General features: G+C 70.7%; 23 protein-coding genes. 10 read left to right on the top strand and 13 right to left on the bottom strand.

What is annotated here, in order from left to right:
* Nucleotides 1-359: 359 nt before the first annotated feature.
* Complete coding sequence (locus ACFT32_RS42540; protein ID WP_382499922.1) at nt 360-1,001, bottom strand: DNA-3-methyladenine glycosylase; 642 nt, start codon at nt 999-1,001, stop codon at nt 360-362.
* A gap of 146 nt (nt 1,002-1,147) precedes the next feature.
* Between ACFT32_RS42540 and ACFT32_RS42535 the strand changes: the two genes are divergently transcribed.
* The 3 genes from ACFT32_RS42535 (at nt 1,148) to ACFT32_RS42525 (ending at nt 3,226) form a co-directional block, all read left to right on the top strand.
* Complete coding sequence (locus tag ACFT32_RS42535; protein ID WP_382499920.1) at nt 1,148-1,930, top strand: sporulation protein; 783 nt, start codon at nt 1,148-1,150, stop codon at nt 1,928-1,930.
* A 41-nt stretch (nt 1,931-1,971) separates the two neighbouring features.
* The gene (locus tag ACFT32_RS42530; RefSeq protein WP_382499918.1) at nt 1,972-2,511 is read left to right on the top strand and encodes a YbhB/YbcL family Raf kinase inhibitor-like protein; all 540 of its coding nucleotides are present in this window, start codon (nt 1,972-1,974) and stop codon (nt 2,509-2,511) included.
* A gap of 208 nt (nt 2,512-2,719) precedes the next feature.
* Nucleotides 2,720-3,226: an HNH endonuclease gene (locus tag ACFT32_RS42525; RefSeq protein WP_382499916.1), complete on the top strand. Its 507-nt coding sequence runs from the start codon at nt 2,720-2,722 to the stop codon at nt 3,224-3,226.
* An 85-nt stretch (nt 3,227-3,311) separates the two neighbouring features.
* Here the strand turns inward: ACFT32_RS42525 and ACFT32_RS42520 are convergent, their stop codons facing one another.
* From ACFT32_RS42520 to ACFT32_RS42510, 3 genes are all read right to left on the bottom strand, one after another.
* On the bottom strand, nt 3,312-4,271 hold the full coding sequence (locus tag ACFT32_RS42520) for an SPFH domain-containing protein (protein ID WP_382499913.1): 960 nt from the start codon (nt 4,269-4,271) through the stop codon (nt 3,312-3,314).
* Between the two features lie 131 nt (nt 4,272-4,402).
* The gene (locus tag ACFT32_RS42515; protein ID WP_382499911.1) at nt 4,403-4,834 is read right to left on the bottom strand and encodes an NfeD family protein; all 432 of its coding nucleotides are present in this window, start codon (nt 4,832-4,834) and stop codon (nt 4,403-4,405) included.
* A gap of 95 nt (nt 4,835-4,929) precedes the next feature.
* On the bottom strand, nt 4,930-5,727 hold the full coding sequence (locus ACFT32_RS42510; protein WP_189730195.1) for an ABC transporter ATP-binding protein: 798 nt from the start codon (nt 5,725-5,727) through the stop codon (nt 4,930-4,932).
* 161 nt (nt 5,728-5,888) lie between these two features.
* Between ACFT32_RS42510 and ACFT32_RS42505 the strand changes: the two genes are divergently transcribed.
* Nucleotides 5,889-6,677 (top strand): hypothetical protein, encoded by a 789-nt coding sequence (locus tag ACFT32_RS42505; RefSeq protein WP_382499908.1) that lies wholly within the window; start codon nt 5,889-5,891, stop codon nt 6,675-6,677.
* Nucleotides 6,678-6,777: 100 nt separating this feature from the next.
* Here ACFT32_RS42505 and ACFT32_RS42500 read toward each other — a convergent pair whose 3' ends face one another.
* The 3 genes from ACFT32_RS42500 to ACFT32_RS42490 all read right to left on the bottom strand — a co-directional run bounded on the left by ACFT32_RS42500 (nt 6,778) and on the right by ACFT32_RS42490 (nt 8,959).
* Nucleotides 6,778-7,023, bottom strand: a complete 246-nt coding sequence (locus tag ACFT32_RS42500; RefSeq protein ID WP_382499906.1) for a chaplin — start codon at nt 7,021-7,023, stop codon at nt 6,778-6,780.
* 156 nt (nt 7,024-7,179) lie between these two features.
* Nucleotides 7,180-7,821 carry a response regulator gene (locus ACFT32_RS42495; RefSeq protein ID WP_382499904.1) on the bottom strand — a complete coding sequence of 214 codons (642 nt, stop codon included), beginning with the start codon at nt 7,819-7,821 and terminating at the stop codon, nt 7,180-7,182.
* Nucleotides 7,814-8,959 (bottom strand): GAF domain-containing sensor histidine kinase, encoded by a 1,146-nt coding sequence (locus tag ACFT32_RS42490; RefSeq protein WP_382499901.1) that lies wholly within the window; start codon nt 8,957-8,959, stop codon nt 7,814-7,816. The genes ACFT32_RS42495 and ACFT32_RS42490 overlap by 8 nt, the downstream gene beginning before the upstream one ends.
* A 236-nt stretch (nt 8,960-9,195) precedes the next feature.
* On the opposite strand from ACFT32_RS42490, the gene ACFT32_RS42485 reads away from it, so the two are divergent.
* The 3 genes from ACFT32_RS42485 to ACFT32_RS42475 all read left to right on the top strand — a co-directional run bounded on the left by ACFT32_RS42485 (nt 9,196) and on the right by ACFT32_RS42475 (nt 12,017).
* Nucleotides 9,196-9,894: an SDR family NAD(P)-dependent oxidoreductase gene (locus ACFT32_RS42485; protein ID WP_382499899.1), complete on the top strand. Its 699-nt coding sequence runs from the start codon at nt 9,196-9,198 to the stop codon at nt 9,892-9,894.
* Nucleotides 9,891-11,009 carry an S-adenosylmethionine:tRNA ribosyltransferase-isomerase gene (locus ACFT32_RS42480; protein WP_382499897.1) on the top strand — a complete coding sequence of 373 codons (1,119 nt, stop codon included), beginning with the start codon at nt 9,891-9,893 and terminating at the stop codon, nt 11,007-11,009. The genes ACFT32_RS42485 and ACFT32_RS42480 overlap by 4 nt, the downstream gene beginning before the upstream one ends.
* A 279-nt stretch (nt 11,010-11,288) precedes the next feature.
* A complete protein-coding gene (locus ACFT32_RS42475) occupies nt 11,289-12,017 on the top strand; it encodes a transglycosylase SLT domain-containing protein (RefSeq protein ID WP_382499895.1) in 729 nt (242 codons plus the stop codon).
* 91 nt (nt 12,018-12,108) lie between these two features.
* Here the strand turns inward: ACFT32_RS42475 and ACFT32_RS42470 are convergent, their stop codons facing one another.
* On the bottom strand, nt 12,109-14,637 hold the full coding sequence (locus ACFT32_RS42470) for an FHA domain-containing protein (RefSeq protein ID WP_382499893.1): 2,529 nt from the start codon (nt 14,635-14,637) through the stop codon (nt 12,109-12,111).
* Between the two features lie 241 nt (nt 14,638-14,878).
* Here ACFT32_RS42470 and ACFT32_RS42465 point away from each other — a divergent pair, with 241 nt between their 5' ends.
* Both ACFT32_RS42465 and serB read left to right on the top strand, forming a co-directional pair.
* On the top strand, nt 14,879-16,876 hold the full coding sequence (locus ACFT32_RS42465) for a streptophobe family protein (RefSeq protein ID WP_382499891.1): 1,998 nt from the start codon (nt 14,879-14,881) through the stop codon (nt 16,874-16,876).
* Nucleotides 16,877-17,005: 129 nt separating this feature from the next.
* The gene (gene serB, locus ACFT32_RS42460) at nt 17,006-18,220 is read left to right on the top strand and encodes a phosphoserine phosphatase SerB (RefSeq protein WP_382499889.1); all 1,215 of its coding nucleotides are present in this window, start codon (nt 17,006-17,008) and stop codon (nt 18,218-18,220) included.
* 74 nt (nt 18,221-18,294) lie between these two features.
* Here the strand turns inward: serB and ACFT32_RS42455 are convergent, their stop codons facing one another.
* The 4 genes from ACFT32_RS42455 to ACFT32_RS42440 all read right to left on the bottom strand — a co-directional run bounded on the left by ACFT32_RS42455 (nt 18,295) and on the right by ACFT32_RS42440 (nt 20,750).
* Nucleotides 18,295-18,813 (bottom strand): SixA phosphatase family protein, encoded by a 519-nt coding sequence (locus ACFT32_RS42455; protein ID WP_382499886.1) that lies wholly within the window; start codon nt 18,811-18,813, stop codon nt 18,295-18,297.
* A gap of 65 nt (nt 18,814-18,878) precedes the next feature.
* On the bottom strand, nt 18,879-19,085 hold the full coding sequence (locus ACFT32_RS42450) for a hypothetical protein (protein ID WP_215122339.1): 207 nt from the start codon (nt 19,083-19,085) through the stop codon (nt 18,879-18,881).
* A gap of 168 nt (nt 19,086-19,253) precedes the next feature.
* Complete coding sequence (locus ACFT32_RS42445; RefSeq protein WP_104779641.1) at nt 19,254-19,370, bottom strand: SGM_5486 family transporter-associated protein; 117 nt, start codon at nt 19,368-19,370, stop codon at nt 19,254-19,256.
* Between the two features lie 66 nt (nt 19,371-19,436).
* Nucleotides 19,437-20,750 carry a CynX/NimT family MFS transporter gene (locus ACFT32_RS42440; protein WP_382499884.1) on the bottom strand — a complete coding sequence of 438 codons (1,314 nt, stop codon included), beginning with the start codon at nt 20,748-20,750 and terminating at the stop codon, nt 19,437-19,439.
* 79 nt (nt 20,751-20,829) lie between these two features.
* Here ACFT32_RS42440 and ACFT32_RS42435 point away from each other — a divergent pair, with 79 nt between their 5' ends.
* Entirely contained in the window at nt 20,830-21,522 is a 693-nt protein-coding gene (locus ACFT32_RS42435) for a FadR/GntR family transcriptional regulator (protein ID WP_382499882.1), read from the top strand.
* Here ACFT32_RS42435 and ACFT32_RS42430 read toward each other — a convergent pair.
* Complete coding sequence (locus ACFT32_RS42430) at nt 21,500-21,853, bottom strand: hypothetical protein (protein WP_382499880.1); 354 nt, start codon at nt 21,851-21,853, stop codon at nt 21,500-21,502. The two genes, ACFT32_RS42435 and ACFT32_RS42430, sit on opposite strands and share 23 nt — an antisense overlap.
* Nucleotides 21,854-21,933 lie beyond the last annotated feature (80 nt).

The following is a 21,933-nucleotide window of genomic DNA, read 5'->3' as shown; positions in this document are numbered from 1 at the left end:
AGTTCTCAAGGAACGGTCGCTTCCTTTGTACTCACCCTCTCGGGCTTTCCTCCGGGCGCTTCCCTTCGGTCTTGCGTTTCCGACTCTATCAGATCCTTTTTCGATCCGATTCCCTGTCGGTGGGATTTGCCTTGGGGCCTTGACTTTCGCCTGTCGGCCTTTCGACATTCACTACGTTAGCCGATTCGCCGTCCAACTCATAATCGAGTCTGTCGACATCGAATTCAGGCATGCGGGCACACCGAATTCGCCCCCGCTGAGGGGAGTGACTAGGTAGTGGGTTGGCCGCTTCCGGGTGCTGGCGATTGCCGTACCCGTTTCAGCGGCTCGGGCCACATTACGCACCTTGCGAGGACGCGTCAACTTCGGCGGCGCCTCGGGACATGGGCGCGATAGGGGCTGACCGTCGGGTCGTTGGCGATCCAGAAGCGCCAGGGGTGCACGGCTCCGTCGCCGGACACCCCGGTGCGGGGACCGTTGAGTACCTGGTCGGAGGGCACGGGAGTGCCGGTCAGCATGCGGAGGGGGGTGTCCTGGTGGGTGCACGCGTCCGTGCCGTCCAGGGAGCGGTCCACGCCCAGGGCCGTGGCCAGCCGGGCCGGGCCTTTGGCCAGTTCCTTGTCGTTGCGGGCCGAGAGTCGACGGGTGCGGGCCAGTTCGGCGCCCTCGATGATCTCGCCGGCGCGGAGCAGGACCGCGCTCGCCTTGTCCTTGGGGCCGCACACCAGGTTCATGCAGAACCACATGCCATAGGTGAAGTAGACGTAGACGTGCCCGGGCGGACCGAACATCACGTCATTGCGGGCCGTGCGACCGCGATAGGCGTGGGAGCCGGGGTCGTCGGAGCCGTCGTACGCCTCGACCTCTGTGAGGCGGAGGGCGATCGGACCGTCCGGGGTGGTGCGTACCAGGGTGCGGCCGAGGAGGTCAGGGGCCACATCGAGGACGGGCCGGTCGAAGAACTCCCTGGACAGGGGCGTACGGTCGGGGGTCGCGATCATGCCGTCCGAGGGTACTCAAAGACGTGTGGTGCGGCGGGGTGGCCAGCGGGCACCGGCCTTGCCAGGGTGAGGGCATGGAACCGGCCACGGCCGGATCGCGTTTGTATGGATCAAGGATCCACCCGTAGTGGGCGAGAGGGAGAGACATGGCGTTCAAGAAGCTGCTCGCGAGCCTGGGGGCCGGCGGGGCTTCGGTCGAGACGGTGCTGCACGAGGTCAACGTCGTCCCGGGCGGCGTCGTCCAGGGTGAGGTGCGGATCCAGGGCGGGTCCGTGAACCAGCAGATCGAGGCGCTCTCGGTCGGGCTGCAGGCCAAGGTCGAGGTGGAGAGCGGCGACCAGGAGTACAAGCAGGACATCGAGTTCACGAAGTCGAGGCTGGGCGGGGCGTTCGAGCTCCAGGCGAACGCGGTGCACGCGGTGCCGTTCGGGCTGGAGATCCCGTGGGAGACGCCGATCACGATGATCGACGGGCAGGCGCTGCGCTCGATGCACATCGGTGTCTCCACGGAGCTGGAGATCGCGCGGGCCGTGGACTCGGGTGATCTGGACCCGATCAACGTGCACCCGCTGCCGGCGCAGAAGGCGATCCTGGACGCGTTCATTCAGCTGGGCTTCCGGTTCAAGAACGCGGACATGGAGCGCGGTGTCATCCGGGGTACGCGGCAGAAGCTGCCGTTCTACCAGGAGATCGAGTTCCACCCGCCGCAGCAGTACCGGGGGCTGAACCAGGTCGAGCTGAGCTTCGTGGCCGACGAGCAGGCCATGGACGTGGTGCTCGAGATGGACAAGAAGCCGGGGCTGTTCAGCGAGGGCAGCGACACCTTCCGCTCCTTCAAGGTGGGGCTGCAGGACTACCAGAGCACCGACTGGACCGCGTACCTCAACCAGTGGCTGTCCGAGGTCGGCAGCAAGCGCAACTGGTTCTAGGCTCGAGGCTGACTGAACGAAATCGATCAGGAGGTACCGAGGTGACCGAGCTCAAGCGGCGGCCGCTCCCCCACGACTTCCATCCGCCCGTACCGTCGTTCACGGTCACGAGCAAGGATGTCGAGGAGGGTGCGACGCTCCAGGACGCTCAGGTCTACGCGGCCGGCAACACCTCGCCGCAGTTGCGGTGGGAGGGCTTCCCGCCCGAGACCAAGAGCTTCGCCGTGACCTGCTACGACCCCGATGCCCCGACGGGCAGCGGGTTCTGGCACTGGGTGCTGTTCGACATTCCGGGCTCGGTGACCGAGCTGCCGGTGGGTGCGGGCAGCGGTGCGTTCGAGGGTCTGCCCGAGGGCGCGGTCCAGGCGCGCAACGACTACGGAAGCAAGGAGTTCGGTGGTGCAGCGCCGCCGCCCGGGGACGGCCCGCACCGCTACGTGTTCACGGTGTACGCCGTGGATACGGAGAAGCTCGGTCCGGATGCGGAGGCTTCGCCTGCCGTCGTGGGCTTCAACCTGCGGTTTCACACCATCGGGCGGGCCCAGCTGATCGGTGAGTACGAGGTGCCCGCCGAAGGCTGAGCCGTCGTCCGGCGATCCCAGCGTTCACAGAACGTTTGCCCGCTCCTGGTCTTGGAATTGATCAGGAGCGGGCATTTTTGTTGCCGGGGGCACGGGGGTCACCCCCCGTGAGAGCAGCAGATATTGCGTTGTCCATCTCGGCGTGCCCGGCCAGAGTTGATCCCAGCCCGCCAGGGGGTGGGCCGGTGCACACGGGAGGTGGGCTGGTATGCGGGACACGCTGGTACTCAACGCGAGCTTCGAGCCGCTGTCGACGGTAACGCTGAACCGAGCCGTCGTTCTGGTGCTTCAGGACAAGGCCGTCGTCGAGCAGGCCCACCCCGAACTGCGGATGCGGGGAGCCGCGGTCGACATACCGGCGCCCCGTGTGATCAGGCTCTGCCAGTACGTACGGGTGCCCTTCCGAAGACGAGCACCGTGGTCGAGGCGGGGTGTGCTGGTCCGGGACCGTAACCGGTGCGCGTACTGCGGGAGGCGGGCGACGACTGTCGACCACGTGGTGCCGCGGTCGCGGGGCGGACAGGACTCGTGGCTGAACACGGTGGCCTCGTGTGCGGAGGACAATCACCGCAAGGCGAATCGGACTCCGGTGGAGGCTGGTATGCCGTTGCTTCGGGAGCCGTTCGAGCCGACACCGGCGGACGCGATGCTGCTGGCGCTGGGGCAGGACGACTTCGACGCGTTGCCGGAGTGGCTGGCGCAGCCCGCTGCCTAGCCGTCAGGGACTGACTGTCAGGGCCTGACTGACATACGAAGGGGCCCGCTTCCTCTGGGAAGCGGGCCCCTTCGTGCGTGCCGGGTCAGTCGATGGACGGCTTCTCGCGGCGTTCCTGGGCGGGGATGCCGGCTCCGGATCCGCCTCCGTTGCCGCCGGAACCGCCGCCGAGGCCGCCGAAGTTGCCCATGGCGCCGGAGAGGCCCTTGAGGGCGTCGCCGATTTCGCTGGGGACGATCCAGAGCTTGTTGGCGTCGCCCTCGGCGATCTTCGGGAGCATCTGGAGGTACTGGTAGGAGAGGAGCTTCTGGTCCGGGTCTCCGGCGTGGATGGCCTCGAAGACCGTACGGACGGCCTGGGCCTCGCCCTCGGCGCGCAGGGCGGCCGCCTTGGCCTCACCTTCGGCGCGCAGGATCTGGGACTGCTTCTCACCCTCGGCGCGCAGGATCTCGGACTGCCGGACACCCTCGGCCTGGAGGATCGCGGCACGCTTGTCACGGTCGGCGCGCATCTGCTTCTCCATCGAGTCCTGGATGGAGGTGGGCGGTTCGATCGCCTTGAGCTCGACGCGGTTGACGCGGATGCCCCACTTGCCGGTGGCCTCGTCGAGGACGCCGCGCAGGGCCGCGTTGATCTCCTCGCGGGAGGTCAGGGTCCGCTCCAGGTCCATGCCGCCGATGATGTTGCGCAGCGTGGTGACGGTGAGCTGCTCGATCGCCTGGATGTAGCTGGCGACTTCGTACGTCGCGGCCCGTGCGTCGGTCACCTGGTAGTAGATGACGGTGTCGATGTTGACCACCAGGTTGTCCTGGGTGATCACCGGCTGCGGCGGGAAGGGGACGACCTGTTCACGCAGGTCGATGCGGTTGCGGATGGTGTCTATGAACGGGACGACGATGTTGAGGCCGGCGTTCAGTGTCCGCGTGTAGCGGCCGAAGCGCTCGACGATGGCCGCGCTGGCCTGTGGGATGACTTGGATCGTCTTGATCAGGGCGATGAAGACCAACACCACCAGAATGATCAGGACGATGATGACCGGTTCCATCGTCGTTCCCCGTACCCTTCTCCGCCTCGGCGACTTCGGCAGATCTTATGGTTGTCGAAGATCTTGCTGGTCGAGTCTGACAGACCGTCGCGTAGCTGGCGAGGAGTTCACTCCAGTTACGTCCTGCGAGGTCACATGACGATCGCAGTGGCTCCCTCGATGTCCACGACATCCACTTCCTGGCCTACTTCGTAAGCACGGTCGGTGTCGAGGGCGCGGGCCGACCAGACCTCTCCGGCCAGCTTGATCCGGCCGCCTGCGGCGTCGACGCGTTCCAGGACGACGGCTTGTCTGCCCTTCAACGCGTCCACGCCCGTGGCGAGTTGGGGCCGCTGGGCGCGATGCCGGTTCGCGATGGGCCGTACGACGGCGATGCCGGCGGTCGAGATGACGGCGAAGACCACGACCTGCGCGACGGCTCCGCCACCGAAGACGCCGGTGACCGCCGCCGCGGCGACTGCGCCCACCGCGAGCATGCCGAGTTCGGGCATCGCGGTGACCACGAGCGCGATGCCGAGCGCTGCCGCGCCGATCAGCCACCACAGCCATGCGTCGATTTCCACATGGTCATGGTAGGTCCGACGCCCCTGTCGCCGACAGGGCGCCCAGCGTGTGAAATGCCGTTCTTACTCTGGCATTTGTGCGGTGTGGGGCCGGTTCAGGACAGCGGGAGGCCCTGTGCGGTCCAGCGCTCGCCCGCCTGTTCGACGACGAGCGGGAGGCCGAAGCAGAGGGAGAGGTTGCGGGAGGTGAGTTCGAGCTCCAGGGGGCCGGCTGCGAGGACCTTGCCCTGGCGGATCATGAGGACGTGGGTGAAGCCCGGGGGGATCTCCTCGACGTGGTGGGTGACCATGAGCATCGAGGGGGCGATGGGGTCGCGGGCGAGCCGGCCGAGGCGGCGGACGAGGTCCTCACGGCCGCCGAGGTCCAGTCCGGCGGCGGGCTCGTCGAGCAGGAGCAGCTCGGGGTCGGTCATCAGGGCGCGGGCGATGAGGGTGCGCTTGCGCTCGCCCTCGGAGAGCGAGCCGAACCTGCGCTCCAGGTAGTCGCTCATGCCGAGGCGGTCGAGGAAGGCGCGGGCGCGCCGCTCGTCGATCTCCTCGTAGTCCTCGTGCCAGGTGGCGGTCATGCCGTACGCGGCGGTCAGCACGGTCTCCAGGACCGTCTGGCGCTTGGGCAGCTTCTCGGTCATGGCGATGCCGGCCATGCCGATGCGCGGGCGCAGCTCGAAGACGTCGGTGCCGGGCCTGCCGAGGGTCTCGCCGAGGATGGCGGCGGTGCCCGAGCTGGGGAAGAGGTAGGTGGAAGCGAGGTTGAGGAGGGTGGTCTTGCCGGCGCCGTTCGGGCCCAGGATGACCCAGCGCTCGCCCTCCTTGACCGACCAGGAGACCTGGTCCACCAGAGCCCGGCCCTCGCGGACCACGGATACGTCCTGAAGCTCCAGAACATCGCTCATGAGCGCGTTGTCTCCCCTTGCAGTGTGGCCGGTCTCGGCTGTCGCGTAAGCCTGTGGCTCGGTCCGCCGCGCCGGTGGGCGCAGCCCTCCATGAAATCTACGCCACCGGTCGGTCCGGGCATTCCCTCGGTCCGGGTCTTGGGCTCTCTTAGGGTGGGGGCATGCTCTCGGAACCGCGTGCTGGACGTCTCGCAGCTTGGGGAAATGCCCTATTGGCCGGACTTGTCTCACCTGATGACGCCGTGCTCGCCATCGTCGGCGAGGACGCGGTGCACCGGGTGGAGGGGTTGCCCGGGGAGTCGGCGCCCGTCGGGCTCACGCTCGCGCTGGGGCGGCTGCGGACGCTCGGGGTGACCGGGCTGCGGCTCGCGCTGCCCGCGCCCGGGCATCCGCTGGGGCTGAGCGGGCCGCCGGAGTTCAACGCGCGGGCGCTGGATGCCGAGCAGGCGGTGGTCTGTTACGGCGCCGCGTTCGGGCTGGTACCGGAGGTGTACGAGGCCGGGCCCGAGGGTGATGTGCATGTCGAGGTCGTATGGCATGTACTGCCCGTGCGGGAGGCGCCCCCCGCGGATGTGCCGTCGCTGGGTGAGGCCGAGCGGGAGCTGGCGGAGGCCCTTCGGGATGCGACGGAGGTGCTGACGCGGCTGGATGTGGCCGGGTCGGGGCCGGTGGCCGAGGCGGCGATCGACGCGTATCGGGCGCGGGCCGAGCGGGGGCGGGAGGTGCTGGCGCCGGGGTATCCGTCGCGGGCGGTGCGGGTGCTGGAGCTGGCGCAGCGGGTGGGGACGTTGATCGTGGTGGCGACGGAGAGTGGGCACGGGGGTGCGGTGAGTGCGTCCGAGATGGGGGCGCGGCGGGAGGCGTTGCGGCCGGTGGAGCGGACGGCTCGGCGGGCGCAGGTCGCGGCGTACAACTCCGTTGTGGAGGAGCGGGAGCGGGGGGTGCGGTGACTGCTGGTTTCCGGGTGCTCGGCGTTTGTAGCTAAGCCGAACGGCCTCCCAGGTGTTCCTGGGAGGCCGGGGTCACCTTCGGCTCGAGGCGGAGGTGAAGTCAGTGGTTGACGGCGAGGTTGCCGAACGCCGGGTTCAGGACGCCGATGACGTTCACGCTGTTGCCGGAGACGTTGACCGGGACGTGCACCGGGGCCTGGACCACGTTGCCCGAGGCGACGCCCGGCGAGCCCACGGCGCTGCCGTCGGCGTGCGAGCCGCTCGTGGCGGAGGCCATGCCCGCACCGGCGGCCAGGAGTCCACCGGTCACCATCGTCACGGCAGCGGCCTTCTTCAGGTTCTTCACTTCTGAGCCCTCCTTGCGATCGCCGCGGCAGGCGCCGCGGCACGCACTGGAGAACGGCGGAGATCCACCGAGGATGCGCCATGCGAGGGACATTCCCACGACAGTATGAATCTCGGTCCGGAGTGGAACCTTCCGCGTTGCCGTGGGGTGAGCGTGTCAGCCGGTCATACCATGGCGAACGGCCCACAGGGCGGCCTGGGTTCGGTCGGACAGGTCGAGCTTCATCAGGATGTTCGAGACGTGGGTCTTGACGGTCTTCTCGGAGAGGACGAGCGCGCGGGCGATCTCCCGGTTGGAGCGGCCGTCCGCTATCAGGCCGAGTACCTCGCGCTCCCGGTCCGTGAGCGAGCCGGCCCGTCCCTGCCCCGAGTTGGCCTCCTCCTGGGACAGCAGGGCGCCGGCGACCTCCGGCTGGAGGAGGATGTGCCCGGCGTGGACGGAGCGGATGGCTCCGGCGAGGGCGTCGGGGTCGACGTCCTTGTAGACGTATCCGGCGGCACCAGCGCGCAGGGCCGGCACCACCGTGCGCTGCTCGGTGAAGCTGGTGACGACCAGCACGCGCGCGGGGTTGTCGAGTTCGCGGAGTCTGCGCAGGGCGTCGACACCGTCCATGCCCGGCATCTTGACGTCCATGAGGATGACGTCGGGCCTCAGCTCCTCGGCTCGGTCCACTCCTTCGGCGCCGTCCGCGGCCTCGCCGACGACCTCGATGTCGTCCTGCACCTCGAGGAAGGTGCGCAGGCCCCGGCGGACGACCTGGTGGTCGTCGACGAGCAGTACCTTGATCGCGTCAGCCACCGGGGACCTCCATCTCGATCGTGGTGCCCTTGCCGGGCACCGATTCCACGGTCAGCGTGCCGCCGGCCCCGCTCGCCCGGTCCCGCATGGAGACCAGGCCCAGATGGCGCCCCGCGCGCCGCACCGCCTGCGGGTCGAAGCCGCAGCCGTCGTCCGTGACCCGCAGGACGGCTCCGCCGCCGCGGCGGTCCAGGGTCACGTCGACGTGGTCGGCGCCGGAGTGGCGCAGGGCGTTGTGCAGGGCCTCCTGGGCGACGCGCAGGACGGCTTCCTCCTGGGAAGCGGGCAGGGCCTTCACACCACGGCAGGCGAAGGTCACGCGGGCGGTGTGGGCGCGGTCGAGGACCTGGATCTGCGTGCGCAGGGTGGCCACGAGGCCGTCCTCGTCGAGGGCGGCGGGGCGCAACTCGACGACCGCGGCGCGCAGTTCGTCGGCGGCCTCGGCGGCCAGCACCGCCACCTGGTGGAGTTCGCCCTTGGCGCGGGAGGGGTCCCGGTCCACCAGACGGGCGGCGGCCTGCGCCGTCAGGCGGAGGGAGAAGAGCTTCTGGCTGACCGCGTCGTGCAGTTCGTGGGCGAGGCGGGAGCGCTCCTCGGCGATGGTCAGTTCGCGGCTGCGTTCGTAGAGGCGGGCGTTGGTGAGGGCGATGGCCGCGTGCTGGGCGAGGATGCCGAGGAGTTCCTCGTCGTCCGCCGTGAAGCCGCAGCCGCCTTCGGGCTTCTCGCAGTTCTTGTTCGCGAGGAAGAGCGCGCCGATCACCTCGTCGCCGTCACGGATCGGCAGGCCAAGGAAGTCGACCAGGTCGGGGTGGGCCTTCGGCCAGCCCTCGAAGCGGGGGTCCTTGCGGACGTCGGCGAGCCGCTCGGACCTGGCCTCGTGCAGCATCGCGGCGAGGATGCCGTGCTGGCGCGGGAGGGGGCCGATGGCCTTCCACTGTTCCTCGCTGACTCCGTCGACCACGAACTGGGCGAAGCCTCCGTGATCGTCCGGCACGCCGAGCGCGGCGTACTGCGCGTCGAGCAGCTCGCGGGCCGAGGCGGTGATCGTCTTGAGGACGTCGCGCACCTCGAGATGCCTGCTCATGGCCAGCAACGCGGAGCTCACCGCTGCGAGGCCGGACCGGGGACCGTGACTCATGTCCTCACGGTACCGGCGGGCTGTGACAGCGCGGATCGGACCGGTGGCGGCGGGTGCCCGGTCCGGTGGTCCTAGGTCGCGGGCCCGAGTCGGAAGGGCTGCGCGGCGTAGGACCGGGGGCGCCGGGCCTGTGGCTTAGGGCGAAGGGACCCGGTGGGTTGCGGCCCTCGTCCGAGGTGGTGCGGGCGGCTCCGTTCCTACGTTGAGGGCACGCGATCACGACGAGGGAGCCGATCATGCCGGTTGCGATCATCACCGGGGCCTCGAAGGGCCTGGGCCGTGCGCTCGCCGAGGCCCTGGCGGGCCGTGGCTGGGACCTGGTGCTCGATGCCAGGGGTTCCGAGGCGCTGACGGAGGCGGCCGGGGCCGTCTCCGCGTACGGCACGCGCGTGACCGCCCTGCCCGGGGACGTCACCGACGCCGGCCACCGGGCGGAGCTGGTGTCGGCGGCGGGACGGCTGGGCGGCGTCGACCTGCTGGTGCACAACGCGAGCGCGCTGGGCGCCGAGCCGCTGGTGCGGCTGGAGGAGCTGTCCCTGGAGGGGCTGCGCCGGGCCCTGGAGGTGAACCTGGTGGCCGGTCTCGGCCTGGTCCAGGAGGCGCTGCCGCTGCTGCGGGCTTCGGGGGCGGGCACGGTCGTCGCCGTCAGCTCGGACGCGGCGGCCGAGGCGTACGAGACCTGGGGTGGCTACGGGGCGTCCAAGGCGGCTCTGGACCAGCTGGTGGCGGTGCTCGCCGTGGAGGAGCCGGGGCTGCGGGTCTGGGCGGTGGATCCCGGGGACATGGCCACGGACCTGTACGCGGCGGCCGTACCGGACGATCATGCTCCGCGGCCGGAGCCGGCGGCTGTGGTGCCGGGGTTCCTGCGGCTGCTGGACGAGCGTCCGGCGAGCGGACGGTACGGGGCTCCGGCTCTGGTGGACGTGGCCCGATGACACCGGCCGTGCGCGTGCCGGAGGAGCTGTCGGCCCGGGTGCCGGTCGAGCAGCGGGGGCCCGGGCTGGACCGGGACGCCGTACGGATGCTGGTGTCGCGGGGTGCGGGGGTGGCGCATCACACGTTCACGGAGCTGCCGCGGCTGTTGCGGGCGGGGGATCTGCTCGTGGTCAACACCTCGGCCACGCTGGCGGCGGCCGTGGGCGGGTGGATCGGGCACGCGCGCGTGGTGGTGCACTTCTCCACCTCCGGGGACGACGGTCGCTGGGCGGTGGAGCTGCGGGAGCCCGACGGGCGGGGCACCACGCGCGCGCGGGCGGGCGGACCCGCGGGTTCGGAGGTGTGCCTGCCGGGAGGGGTCCGGCTGGTGCTGGAGGAGCCGCTGGGCGGGCGGAGCGGGCGGCTGTGGTGGGCGCGGGTGTCCGGGCCCGGGGTTCCGGGGCTGCTGCGGGAGCACGGGCGGCCCATTCGCTACTCCTATACGGAGCGGGACCAGCCGCTGTCCGTCTACCAGACGGTGTTCGCGCTGCCGTCGGCGGACGGGGCGGGCAGTGCGGAGATGCCGAGTGCGGCGCGGCCCTTCACGGCGCGGCTGGTGGCGGAGCTGGTGAGCCTGGGAGTGGGGTTCGCGCCGGTCACGCTGCACACGGGGGTGGCGTCGGCGGAGGCGCACGAGCCGCCGTATCCGGAGCGCTTCGCGGTGCCCCCGGCGTCGGCGCGGCTGATCAACGCCGCGAAGGCCGGTGCGGGCCGGGTCCTCGCGGTCGGGACGACGGCGGTGCGGGCCGTGGAGTCGGCGGCGGGTGCCGACGGGGTCGTACGGGCGCGGGCGGGGTGGACCTCTCTCGTGGTGACCCCGGAGCGCGGGGTGCGGGTGGTGGACGGGCTGCTGACCGGGCTGCACGAGCCGGAGGCCTCGCATCTGCTGATGCTGGAGGCGATCGCGGGGCGGGCGGCGACAGAGCGCGGCTACGAGGCCGCGGTGCAGGGCCGTTACCTGTGGCACGAGTTCGGGGACGTGCACCTCGTCCTGCCGGGGCAGGGCCGTGACAGGCCGCTCACACAGAGCATTGCTCAAGCAACTGCCAGTGAGACCGAGCCCCGCCCGATGTGAGCCCTCGCATAGGACCCACGTCACGTACGAATGGACGTAGGAGACAAAGCCGCACCTATTGAGCGGCGCATACGGTCCAGTCTGCCCCGATTTGCCCTTCCCTGATCCACTATCTCCCTTCGTACGTCACACCTTTGCCACGCCATTTTGCGGCCGCTAAGAATGGCTGCCGTCGCTCAGCGCCGTGGGTTCACCTCCGCGGCGTTTGTGTCGGAAACACACCGAGTCCAACGCCGGACGCCGAGCGACTCCCGCGCTATTCGAAGAGGTCCAACCACCATGCCCAAGAACATCTTCAGCCGTGGCCCCAGTCGTAACCTGACCCGTCACCACAAGATCGCCATGGCGGGTGTCGCCACCCTCGGCGCCGCCGCCATCGGGTTCTCCGCGGTGCCGAGCGGTGCTTCGACGAAGACCACGACGGAAGCCGCTCAGTCGGCTCCGGTGGCGTTCAGCAACCAGCAGATCAAGGACGTGAAGGCGAGCGTCACCGACCAGATGGCCGGTGCCAGCCTGAAGGCCGAGCAGATCGAGGCGAAGAAGAAGGCCGACGCCGCGGCTGCCGCCAAGAAGAAGGCCGCCGCCGAGGCGGCGAAGAAGAAGGCCGAGGCCGCGCGCGAGGCCAAGGAGGCCGCGAGCCGCGACGCCAAGCGCGCCGAGGCCAAGAAGGCCGCCGCCAAGACCTACCCGAACAACCTCGACGGCTGGATCCGCGAGTCGCTCGACATCCTGAAGAAGCACGACATCCCCGCGTCCTACGACGGCATCCACCGCAACATCATCCGCGAGTCGTCCGGTGACCCGAAGGCCATCAACAACTGGGACATCAACGCCATCAACGGCATCCCGTCGAAGGGTCTGCTGCAGGTCATCCCGCCGACCTTCAAGACCTGGCACGTCGCCGGCACCTCCTGGGACATCTACGACCCGGTAGCCAACATCACCGCCGCCTGTAACTACGCGGCCGACAAGTACGGCTCGATGGACAACGTCGACAGCGCGTACTGAGGTAGCGCGGACCTCTGCTCGCTGAACGAGAACGCCGAAGGGCGGCACCCCCCTGACGGGGTGCCGCCCTTCGGGCGTCGTGCGGCGGAGACTACTTGCGCATGACCTCGGGCTCGTGGCGGCGCAGGAAGCGGGCCACGAAGAAGCCGCAGAGCACGCCGAGCGCGAGCAGTGCGCCCATGTCCATGGCCCAGGCGCCGACCGTGTGCTCCCACAGCGGGTCGTTGTCGCCGGCGGTCTCCGGCGGGGCGATCTTGTTGAAGTCGAGCGTGGCGCCGGACGCGGCGACCGCCCAGCGCGACGGCATCAGGAACGAGAACTGGTTGACGCCGATCGAGCCGTGCAGCGTGAACAGGCAGCCCGTGAAGACGACCTGGATGATGGCGAACATCACCAGCAGCGGCATGGTCTTCTCGGCGGTCTTGACCAGCGACGAGATGATGAGGCCGAACATCATCGACGTGAAGCCCAGCGCCATGATCGGCACGGACAGCTCCAGCAGCGTGGCACTGCCGAAGACCAGGCCCTCCTCGGGGATCTCCCGGCTGGAGAAGCCGATGACGCCGACCAGCAGGCCCTGGAGCACGGTGATCATGCCGAGCACGAACACCTTGGACATCAGATACGCCGAGCGTGACAGGCCGGTCGCGCGCTCCCGCTCGTAGATGACCCGTTCCTTGATCAGCTCACGGACGGAGTTCGCCGCGCCCGCGAAGCAGGCGCCGACGGCGAGGATCAGCAGGACCGTCGTGGCGGTGCCGTTCGGGATGATCCGGCCGGTCTGCGGGTTGGCCGGGTTCGGCAGCAGGCCCTTGTCCGCGTCGATGAGCAGGCTGACCGCGCCGAGCACGGCCGGCAGGATCACCATCAGGGCGAGGAAGCCCTTGTCGGACACGATCACCGAGACGTAGCGCCGCACCAGCGTGACGAACTGCGACATCCAGCCCTGGGGCTTCGGCGGCTTCATCGCCTGCATGGGCGGAACCTGTACGGACTGCGGCGCCACGGCGTCGATGTCCGCGGCGTACATCTGGTAGTGCTGCGAGCCCTTCCAGCGGCCCGCCCAGTCGTAGTCGCGGTAGTTCTCGAAGGCGGAGAAGACATCGGCCCAGGTGTCGTAGCCGAAGAAGTTCAGCGCCTCCTCGGGCGGGCCGAAGTAGGCGACGGAGCCGCCCGGGGCCATCACCAGGAGCTTGTCGCAGATCGCCAGCTCGGCCACGGAGTGGGTGACGACGAGAACCGTACGGCCGTCGTCGGCGAGGCCCCGCAGCAGCTGCATGACATCGCGGTCCATGCCCGGGTCGAGTCCGGAGGTGGGCTCGTCCAGGAAGATCAGCGAGGGCTTGGTGAGCAGTTCCAGGGCCACGGAGACGCGCTTGCGCTGACCACCGGAGAGGGAGGTGACCTTCTTCTCCTTGTGGATGTCGAGCTTCAGCTCGCGCAGCACCTCGTCGATACGGGCCTCGCGCTCGCGGGCCGTGGTGTCGGCCGGGAAGCGGAGCTTGGCCGCGTACTTCAGCGCCTTCTTGACGGTCAGTTCCTTGTGCAGGATGTCGTCCTGCGGGACCAGACCGATGCGCTGGCGCAGCTCGGCGAACTGCTTGTAGAGGTTCCGGTTGTCGTAGAGGACCTCGCCCTGGTCGGCCGGGCGGTAGCCGGTGAGCGCCTTGAGCAGGGTCGACTTGCCGGAGCCGGACGGGCCGATGACCGCGATGAGCGACTTCTCGGGGACGCCGAAGGAGACGTCCTTGAGGATCTGCTTGCCGCCGTCGACCGTGACGGTCAGATGGCGGGCGGAGAAGGACACCTCGCCGGTGTCGACGAACTCCTCGAGCCGGTCGCCGACGATGCGGAACGTCGAGTGGCCGACACCGACGACATCGGCCGGGCCGAGCAACTGCCCGCCGCCCTTGGGGATCGGCAGGCCGTTGACGTACGTGCCGTTGTGCGAGCCGAGGTCGCGGATCTCCATGCGGCCGTCGGGCGTCGCGTGGAACTCGGCGTGGTGCCGGGAGACCTGCAGGTCGGAGACGACCAGCTCGTTCTCCAGGGCACGGCCGATGCGCATCACGCGGCCGAGGGAGAACTGGTGGAACGTGGTGGGGCTGCGGTCGCCGTGGGCCGGCGGCGCCCCCGCGGCGCCGCCGGGGGCCTGCTGCTGCGGGATGTGCCCGCCGGGCTGTTGCGACTGCGCCTGCTGCGGCTGCTGCCAGCCCGCTTGCGGAGCCTGCTGCTGGGCGGGCGCCTGCTGGGCCCAGCCGGGGTTCGCGCCCTGCGCGGCGTACGGCTGCTGCTGCGGCTGGGCCTGCGGCGTGGCGACGGAGGCCGCGGTGCCGGAGAGACTCAGACGCGGTCCGTCGGTGGCGTTGCCCAGATTCACCGCCGAGCCCGGGCCGAGCTCCATGTGATGGATCCGCTGGCCCTGCACGAACGTGCCGTTGGTGCTGCCATGGTCCTCGATGACCCAACTGCGGCCGTTGAAGCTGACCGTGGCGTGACGCCAGGAGACCCTGGCGTCGTCGAAGACGACGTCCCCCTGCGGATCACGTCCGAGGGTGTATGCCCTGGACGGATCGAGCGTCCAGGTACGTCCGTTTGATTCCAGTACGAGTTCCGGCACTCCATGCCCCACTGAGTTGTCCCCCGAGTTACCCCCGACATGGGGAGTCTAGGGATGTCGAACATCGGGGGGAACTATTTCAGGAGCGGCCCCCTGACCGAAAGTCGGGCCTTGTGAAAACCGCGTACGGACGCTTCGGCCGATTCCGTTGACGGGGTTGAAACCGGGCCGGAGAGTGGTATTTCGTCGCGAGGGGGACATGCGCGGTGTTCCCGCCGCGTAGCGGATCGGGGGGTCTGCCATGGGTGCCGGTGCAGGTGTCGAGAAGGCGAATGACGGCACGCGCGTGCCGTGGGGGGACGTGGTGATGTCCGCCGTCGCCGCCGTGAGCTGGGCGTTGATCGGGATGGCGGGCACGGCGGCGCTGGGGCTGCGGCTGCTGGAGGCGGACGCGGCGGGCTCGTTGGGGCCGATGACCGCGGCGGTGGTGGCCCTTGGGGCGGGTGGTTCGGTCACACCGTCCGGCGATGTGTCGGTGTTCGGTCTCACGGGCGCGGAGGCGGACACGGCCATCGAGATCACGCCACTGGGGGTGAGCCTGGTCGGGGCACTGCTGCTGTCGTACTTCTTCCTGCGGTCCTTGCGGGCGGCGGGAGTTGTGATCTCACCGGCCGAACTCCTCGCGCGTGCCGGTGCGGTGGTCGCGTTGTTCGTGGCGATGCTGGGCGGGCTGGCCTGGGCGGGGCACGACGTCATCACGATCGACGGCGGCTCGCTGGGGCTGGACGACCTGACCGGCGGGGGCGGGGGCGGAAGCGGCGGCCTGGAGATTCCCGGGGTCGGGGACATCGGCGGGCTGCTGCCGGACCGGCTCGGGGACCTGGTCGACGCGCGGGCGGCGGTCGGTTTCACGGTCGACACCGTGCCCACCCTGTTCGGCGGTCTCGGCTGGTCGGCCGGGATCCTCCTCGTCGCCCTGCTGGCCTCGCGCCGCACACCGCTGCCCCGGGGGTGGGAGGCCGTGCACCGGGTCGTACGGCCGGCCGTTTCCGCGGTGGTGACCGTGCTGCTGGTGGCCGTGGCGGCGGGGTTGGCCGCGGCGGCGTACGCCGCGAGCGGCGACGACCGTCCCGAGCGCATCGCCGGCGCGGCGCTGCTCGGGGCACCGAACGGGGTGTGGCTGGGCGTGCCGATCGGCCTGTTCGTGCCGTGGGACGGCCGGGCTACGGGGGAACTGACCCGTTTCCTGCCGGACCCGCTGGACGATCTGCTCGCGGCCCAGCCCGGCCGCCAGGTGACGCTGGGAAGGCTGGCCGAGCTGGACGGGCGGGTGTGGCTGCTCGGGGTGGCGGCGGCGCTGATGATGCTGCTGGCGGGCGTGTTGACGGCGGTGCGGTCGCCGGTGGGGAGCGTCGCGGAGGTGCGGGCGGGGGCGGCGGTACGGGGTTCCGGTGCCCTCGGTTTCGCGGGCCGGTGCGCGCTGCGGCTGGGGGCCGTGACCGCGCTGGCCCTGCCGTTGCTGGCGTGGCTGACGGATGTGTCCGTGACCGCCTCCCTGTCCGTGCTCGGCTTCGACGCGTTCGGCGCGGGCATCGAACTGCACGGGCATCTCGGCATGGCCCTGCTGCTGGGCGCCGTGTGGGGCGCGGGGGCCGGGGCCGTGGGGGCGTTGCTGGCGTGGGCGAGCGGGGCCGCCGGGCGGTCGGCGGCGGCGTTGGCACGGGGGGACGGGTCGGCAGGGGCGGGGGGCGGGTCGGGGGGCGGGTCGGGGGTGAGCTGGTACGACGAGGGAACCGGCCGGCCCGACGGCACGGGCCGGCACGGCACCGACACCAGCCGGCAGGGCGAGGGGACCGCGCGGTCCTGGGACCAGGGCGTTCCGCGAGGCGAGCGGGCGTCGTACGGGAGGGAAGCCGGGCCCTACGCGCCGGGAACGCCGTACCGGCCGCCGAACCGGGCGACCAATCCGTACCTCCGGCTTCCGGACGAGCTGCGAGAACCGGAGGACGCGCGGCCTGCCGGTGAGGAACGGCGGCCCGGAGAGGCCTGGGGGCGGCCCGGTGACGCGCACCCGGTCGGGCCTGACGAAGAGCGGTCGGACGCGGGGGCCACCGAGCCCGGGAACGGCGACGTGTACGGCGCGCCCACCGTGGCGCGGCCGGTCGGGCCGCCTCCGCGAGGTCCCCGCCGGCCGCCCGGGCCGCGCGGCGGGAACGGGCCGCCGCCCCGGCCGGACGATGGGCCGCCGCCCCCGCCTCCTCCCCCGCCACCGCCGCGGAAACCACGGGGCGGGAGGTGATCCCGAGGGCGGAGGGACGCCGTACCGGTGCGTAAGATTCACGCCATCGACACGACACCCAGTGTTCGCTGTCCGCCAGCCGGACCTCACGGGCGGTGTGACCTGCCCGCCGGATACGGTGGAACCACCATGAGTGCATCGCAGACCTCGTCCTCTGACGTCCCCACCCTCCTTGTCAAGATCTTCGGCAAGGACAGGCCGGGCATCACGGCCGGCCTCTTCGACACCCTCGCCGCCTACTCCGTCGACGTCGTCGACATCGAGCAGGTCGTCACCCGTGGCCGGATGGTGCTGTGCGCGCTCGTGACCGAGCCGCCCCCCGGTCTCGAGGGGGATCTGCGGGCGACCGTCCACAGCTGGGCCGAGTCGATGAAGATGCAGGCGGAGATCATCTCCGGCCTCGGCGACAACCGGCCGCGCGGTCTGGGCCGCTCCCTGGTCACCGTGCTCGGGCATCCGCTCACCTCGGAGGCGACCGCCGCGGTCACCGCGCGGATCACCAGGACCGGCGGCAACATCGACCGTATCTTCCGGCTCGCCAAGTACCCCGTGACGGCGGTCGAGTTCGCCGTGTCCGGCGTGGAGACCGAGCCGCTGCGCACCGCCCTGGCGCCGGACGCGGCGAAGCTCGGCATCGACGTGGCGGTCGTCGCCGCCGGTCTGTACCGGCGTGCGCAGCGCCTGGTCGTCATGGACGTCGACTCGACGCTCATCCAGGACGAGGTCATCGAACTGTTCGCCGCGCACGCCGGCTGCGAGGACAAGGTCGCCGAGGTGACGGCGGCCGCGATGCGCGGGGAGCTGGACTTCGAGCAGTCCCTGCACGCGCGCGTGGCGCTGCTGGAGGGGCTGGACGCCTCGGTGGTGGACAAGGTGCGCAGCGAGGTGCGGCTGACGCCGGGCGCCCGCACCCTGATCCGTACGCTGAAGCGGCTCGGCTACCAAGTCGGTGTCGTCTCGGGCGGGTTCACCCAGGTCACCGACGATCTGAAGGAGCGGCTGGGGCTGGACTTCGCCCACGCCAACACGCTGGAGATCGTCGACGGCAGGCTGACGGGCAAGGTCACCGGCGAGATCGTCGACCGCGCGGGCAAGGCCCGGCTGCTGCGCCGGTTCGCGGCGGAGGCGGGCGTGCCGCTGTCGCAGACCGTGGCGATCGGTGACGGTGCGAACGACCTGGACATGCTGAACGCGGCCGGTCTGGGCGTCGCCTTCAACGCCAAGCCGGTGGTGCGCGAGGCCGCCCACACCGCGGTGAACTTCCCGTTCCTGGACACGGTCCTGTACCTGCTGGGCGTCACGCGCGAAGAGGTCGAGGCGGCGGACACCCTCGACGTGGTCTGAGGCAGGCGGCAGGGGCCCGGCACCGCACCGGTGCCGGGCCCCCTGTCACGTCCCCACAGTCACGCGGAGACGGTCTACTCGGTCGGCGCCCAGTAGTCCCGCAGCGCGGCCGTGCCCGGCTCCACGCTCTTCCACGAGCCGCTGAACGACAGGACGGCGAAGGCTGCGGCCGGGAACCCGCGGCGGTCCATCCGCTCGCGGGCGTCGTCCTCGGACGAGCCCGCCAGGATGTCGGCGAGGCCCTGGACGCCCGGGTTGTGGCCGATCATGACGACGTTCCGCACATCGTCGGGGGTCTCGTTGAGCACGGCGATCAGTTCGCCCGGCGAGGCCTCGTAGATCCGCTCTTCGTAGACGGTTTTCGGCCGATGCGGGAACTCATGGACGGCGAGCTTCCAGGTCTCCCGGGTCCGGACCGCGGTGGAGCACAGGGCCAGGTCGAAGGGGAGACCGGTGTCGGCCAGCCTGCGCCCGGCCTCCGCCGCTTCTTTTCGGCCCCGGTCGGCGAGCGGACGCTCGTGATCGGTCACCTGTGGCCAGTCGGCTTTCGCATGGCGGAAGAGGACAATCGTGCGGGGTTCTGCGACGCTCATGAGATCCAGCTTCGCATGAAACACGCCATGGGGCGCCAGGAGTTGACCACCGGCTTCGGCCGTGCTCAGCGGGCTGTGAGCTGCTGCAGTCGCTCGAAGAGGTGCGTGACCACGGGGTCACCGGTGGCCGCGTGGGCGCCGGACGGGTTCAGTATCAGGACGAGCAGCGCGGTGAAGAGAAGCGCCGGCAGGGCCAGGGCCCACCAGGGAAGCCGGCTGTCGACGCCGGACCGGGTCGCCGGGTGGGGCGGGGTCTGCGTAGGGGCCGACATGGGTGCCTCCGCTCTTCGAGTGGCCGGTGGCCCCCCGTCTCGCGGCCACACCTCGAAGTTACGGAATCCGCGTCAGCCAACCCATCCGGTGACCCACCCACTTGACCCTGACCCTCACCCCCTAGGGGACAGGGGGGCTAGCCCCACCATCGGCGGGGCCGGGGCCGGTCACGGCGAGGCGAGCGTCGCGATGACGGCGATGACGATGAAGATCGCGAAGAAGGCGCCGAACACGAGCAGCATCTTCTTCTGACCATGCTGGGGATTCGGATCGAGCACTGGCATGGGGCAAGTGTCGCACCCACCCCGAGTGCGGTACGCCCCGGGGTGAGGCCGACGTGAGGAGGCGGTTCAGCGGTCCGCCTCGTCCTCCACCGTGCGGTCGCGGCCCGCCAGCCAGCCGACGACCATCTGCGGGATCATCAGGGCGCTCATCAGCGTGATCGGCAGGCCCCAGCCGCCGCTGTGCTGGTAGAGGACGCCCACCAGGAGCGGTCCCGGGATGGAGATGAGGTAGCCGGTGCTCTGCGCGAACGCCGACAGCTGGGCCACGCCCGGGCCGGTCCTGGCCCGCATGCCGACCATGGTGAGGGCGAGCGGGAAGGCGCAGTTCGCGACGCCGAGCAGCAGGGCCCAGGCCCAGGCGCCACCGGCCGGCGCGAGATACAGCCCGGCGTAGCCGATCAGGCCGCAGATGCCCAGGGCCAGCACGATCGGCCCCTGGTGCGGCAGCCGCGTGGCCAGGCGGGGTATGACGAAGGCCAGGGGCACGCCCATCGCCATGGTGAGCGCCAGCAGCAGCCCGGCGGTGCCGGCGGACACACCGGCGTCCCGGAAGATCTGCGCCATCCAGCCCATCGTGATGTAGGCGGCGGTGGCCTGGAGCCCGAAGAAGACGGCCAGCGCCCAGGCGGTGCGGCTCCGGGCGATCCGCAGCCGCGGCGCCTCCGGGTCCCGTGTCGCCCCGTCGCCGTCGGCCCGCTGTCCCGGCCCGGATGCCACCGGGCGCCGCCGTACGAACGGCAGCCACGGCAGGATCGCCGCGACGGCGAGCCCCGACCACAGGGCCAGGCCCGACTGCCAGCTTCCGCCCAGCGCGTCGGAGACGGGCACCGTGACCGCGGCCGCGAGGGACGTGCCCAGGGCGAGTCCCATGGAGTAGACGCCGGTCATGGAACCCACGCGGTCGGGGAACCACTGCTTGACGATGGCCGGCATCAGTACGTTGCTGACCGCGATGCCCATGAGGGCGAGGGCACTGGCGGCCAGGAAGCCGGCCGTGCCGCCGGCGTACGGCCGGATCGCCAGGCCGGTGGCGATGGCGGCCATGCCGGCGCACACCACGGCGCCCGCTCCGAAGCGGCGGGCGAGCCGCGGGGCCATGACGCCGAAGACGGCGAAGCACAGCGGCGGCACGGAGGTGAGCAGTCCGGCCACGCTGCCGCTCATGCCGAGCCCGTCGCGGACCTCCTCCAGGAGGGCGCCGAGGCTGGTGATGGCGGGCCGGAGGTTCAGGGCGGACAGCACGATGCCGAGGACGAGCAGCCGTGTCGTCCACGCGCGCGTGGACGGGCCGCCCGTTTTACGGGCGTCGTGCGCGGCCGAGCTGCGAACGGTCGGGGGCGTCATCGTCCGGGTTTCCTCACTAGCCATGTGGCCCATCATAGAATCATGGGATGATTGACTGTCCAATCCGTCCGCTCCTCGGCTGCCGTCCGGCGCCCCGGCCGTGCGAAGGTGAGCCATGCCTCTGAGCCATCCCCGTCGTTCGGCGCTCTCCGAACAGGTCATCGCCGCGCTGCGGGCCCAGATCACGTCGGGCGAGTGGCCGGTCGGCTCCCGTATCCCGACCGAGCCGGAACTGGTCGAGCAGCTGGGCGTCGCCCGCAACACGGTCCGTGAGGCCGTCCGCGCGCTCTCGCACAACGGCCTGCTGGACATCCGCCAGGGCTCCGGCACCTACGTCGTGGCGACCAGTGAGCTGGCCGGTGTGATGCAGCGGCGGTTCGCCGGCGCCGACCCCCGGCACATCGCCGAGCTGCGCTCCACGCTGGAGTCGTCCGCCGCCCGGCTGGCCGCCGAGCGGCGCACCGAGAAGGACCTCAAGCAGCTCGACGCGCTGCTGCTGCGGCGCGAGGAGGCCTGGGAGTCGGGTGACGCGGAGGCGTTCGTGACCGCGGACGCGACTTTCCACCTGGCCGTGGTCTCCGCCTCCCACAACGACGTGATGACCGCCATGTACGCGGACCTGGGCGAGGTGCTGCGGGACTGGCTGCGCGAGGACGTCGGCGAGAAGCTGACGCCGGAGACGTACATGGACCACGGGCGGCTGCTCGACGCGATCCGCGTGGGTGACGCGGACCGGGCGGGGACGGAGGCGGCCCGTTATCCGTTCCTGTGCCGGCTGGGCGGGATCAGCTCGCCCTCCGGTGGCTGACCCAGGCGTCGCCGACTTCCTTCCAGCAGCGTCCCTTGAGGCGCACGGTCTGCGCGGGCCCGGCCTCCACCGGGGAGCTGTCGGTGTCGATGTCCCACCAGCGGGCGCACTCGACGTGCAGGCTCACACGGTCGGTCTCCGGGTAGGGGTTGTGGCAGTACGCGGTCACCCTGGAGTCGTCGACGCGGATCCGGCACGCGGCACCGAAGGGGTCGGCCCGCTCCTGCTCGTCACCGGCGGGCACACGCGCGTGCGGCACCGCCTCGTACGCCAGGGCCAGCACGAGAGCGACGGCGACGGACAATGAGGCCGTTCGGCGGGACAAGCGCACAAGGGGACCTCCTCGGCCGTGCTGGGGAGGGGACCGCGTGGTGAACGCGTACTCCAGAGTGCCCGGTCAGGGGCCTCCCC

The organism is Streptomyces sp. NPDC057002 (assembly GCF_042673825.1).
Lineage (GTDB): Bacteria > Actinomycetota > Actinomycetes > Streptomycetales > Streptomycetaceae > Streptomyces.
Note: the sequence above shows the minus strand (reverse complement) of the source record. Positions and strands in the feature narration are given on the sequence as shown.

Coding starts and splice junctions, on each gene's coding strand:
- ACFT32_RS42540 (WP_382499922.1), bottom strand. CDS start 1,001: ATGATCGCGACCCCCGACCGTACGCCCCTGTCCAGGGAGTTCTTCGAC.
- ACFT32_RS42535 (WP_382499920.1), top strand. CDS start 1,148: ATGGCGTTCAAGAAGCTGCTCGCGAGCCTGGGGGCCGGCGGGGCTTCG.
- ACFT32_RS42525 (WP_382499916.1), top strand. CDS start 2,720: ATGCGGGACACGCTGGTACTCAACGCGAGCTTCGAGCCGCTGTCGACG.
- ACFT32_RS42520 (WP_382499913.1), bottom strand. CDS start 4,271: ATGGAACCGGTCATCATCGTCCTGATCATTCTGGTGGTGTTGGTCTTC.
- ACFT32_RS42510 (WP_189730195.1), bottom strand. CDS start 5,727: ATGAGCGATGTTCTGGAGCTTCAGGACGTATCCGTGGTCCGCGAGGGC.
- ACFT32_RS42505 (WP_382499908.1), top strand. CDS start 5,889: ATGCTCTCGGAACCGCGTGCTGGACGTCTCGCAGCTTGGGGAAATGCC.
- ACFT32_RS42490 (WP_382499901.1), bottom strand. CDS start 8,959: ATGAGTCACGGTCCCCGGTCCGGCCTCGCAGCGGTGAGCTCCGCGTTG.
- ACFT32_RS42485 (WP_382499899.1), top strand. CDS start 9,196: ATGCCGGTTGCGATCATCACCGGGGCCTCGAAGGGCCTGGGCCGTGCG.
- ACFT32_RS42480 (WP_382499897.1), top strand. CDS start 9,891: ATGACACCGGCCGTGCGCGTGCCGGAGGAGCTGTCGGCCCGGGTGCCG.
- ACFT32_RS42475 (WP_382499895.1), top strand. CDS start 11,289: ATGCCCAAGAACATCTTCAGCCGTGGCCCCAGTCGTAACCTGACCCGT.
- ACFT32_RS42465 (WP_382499891.1), top strand. CDS start 14,879: ATGGGTGCCGGTGCAGGTGTCGAGAAGGCGAATGACGGCACGCGCGTG.
- serB (WP_382499889.1), top strand. CDS start 17,006: ATGAGTGCATCGCAGACCTCGTCCTCTGACGTCCCCACCCTCCTTGTC.
- ACFT32_RS42455 (WP_382499886.1), bottom strand. CDS start 18,813: ATGAGCGTCGCAGAACCCCGCACGATTGTCCTCTTCCGCCATGCGAAA.
- ACFT32_RS42450 (WP_215122339.1), bottom strand. CDS start 19,085: ATGTCGGCCCCTACGCAGACCCCGCCCCACCCGGCGACCCGGTCCGGC.
- ACFT32_RS42445 (WP_104779641.1), bottom strand. CDS start 19,370: ATGCCAGTGCTCGATCCGAATCCCCAGCATGGTCAGAAGAAGATGCTG.
- ACFT32_RS42440 (WP_382499884.1), bottom strand. CDS start 20,750: ATGATGGGCCACATGGCTAGTGAGGAAACCCGGACGATGACGCCCCCG.
- ACFT32_RS42435 (WP_382499882.1), top strand. CDS start 20,830: ATGCCTCTGAGCCATCCCCGTCGTTCGGCGCTCTCCGAACAGGTCATC.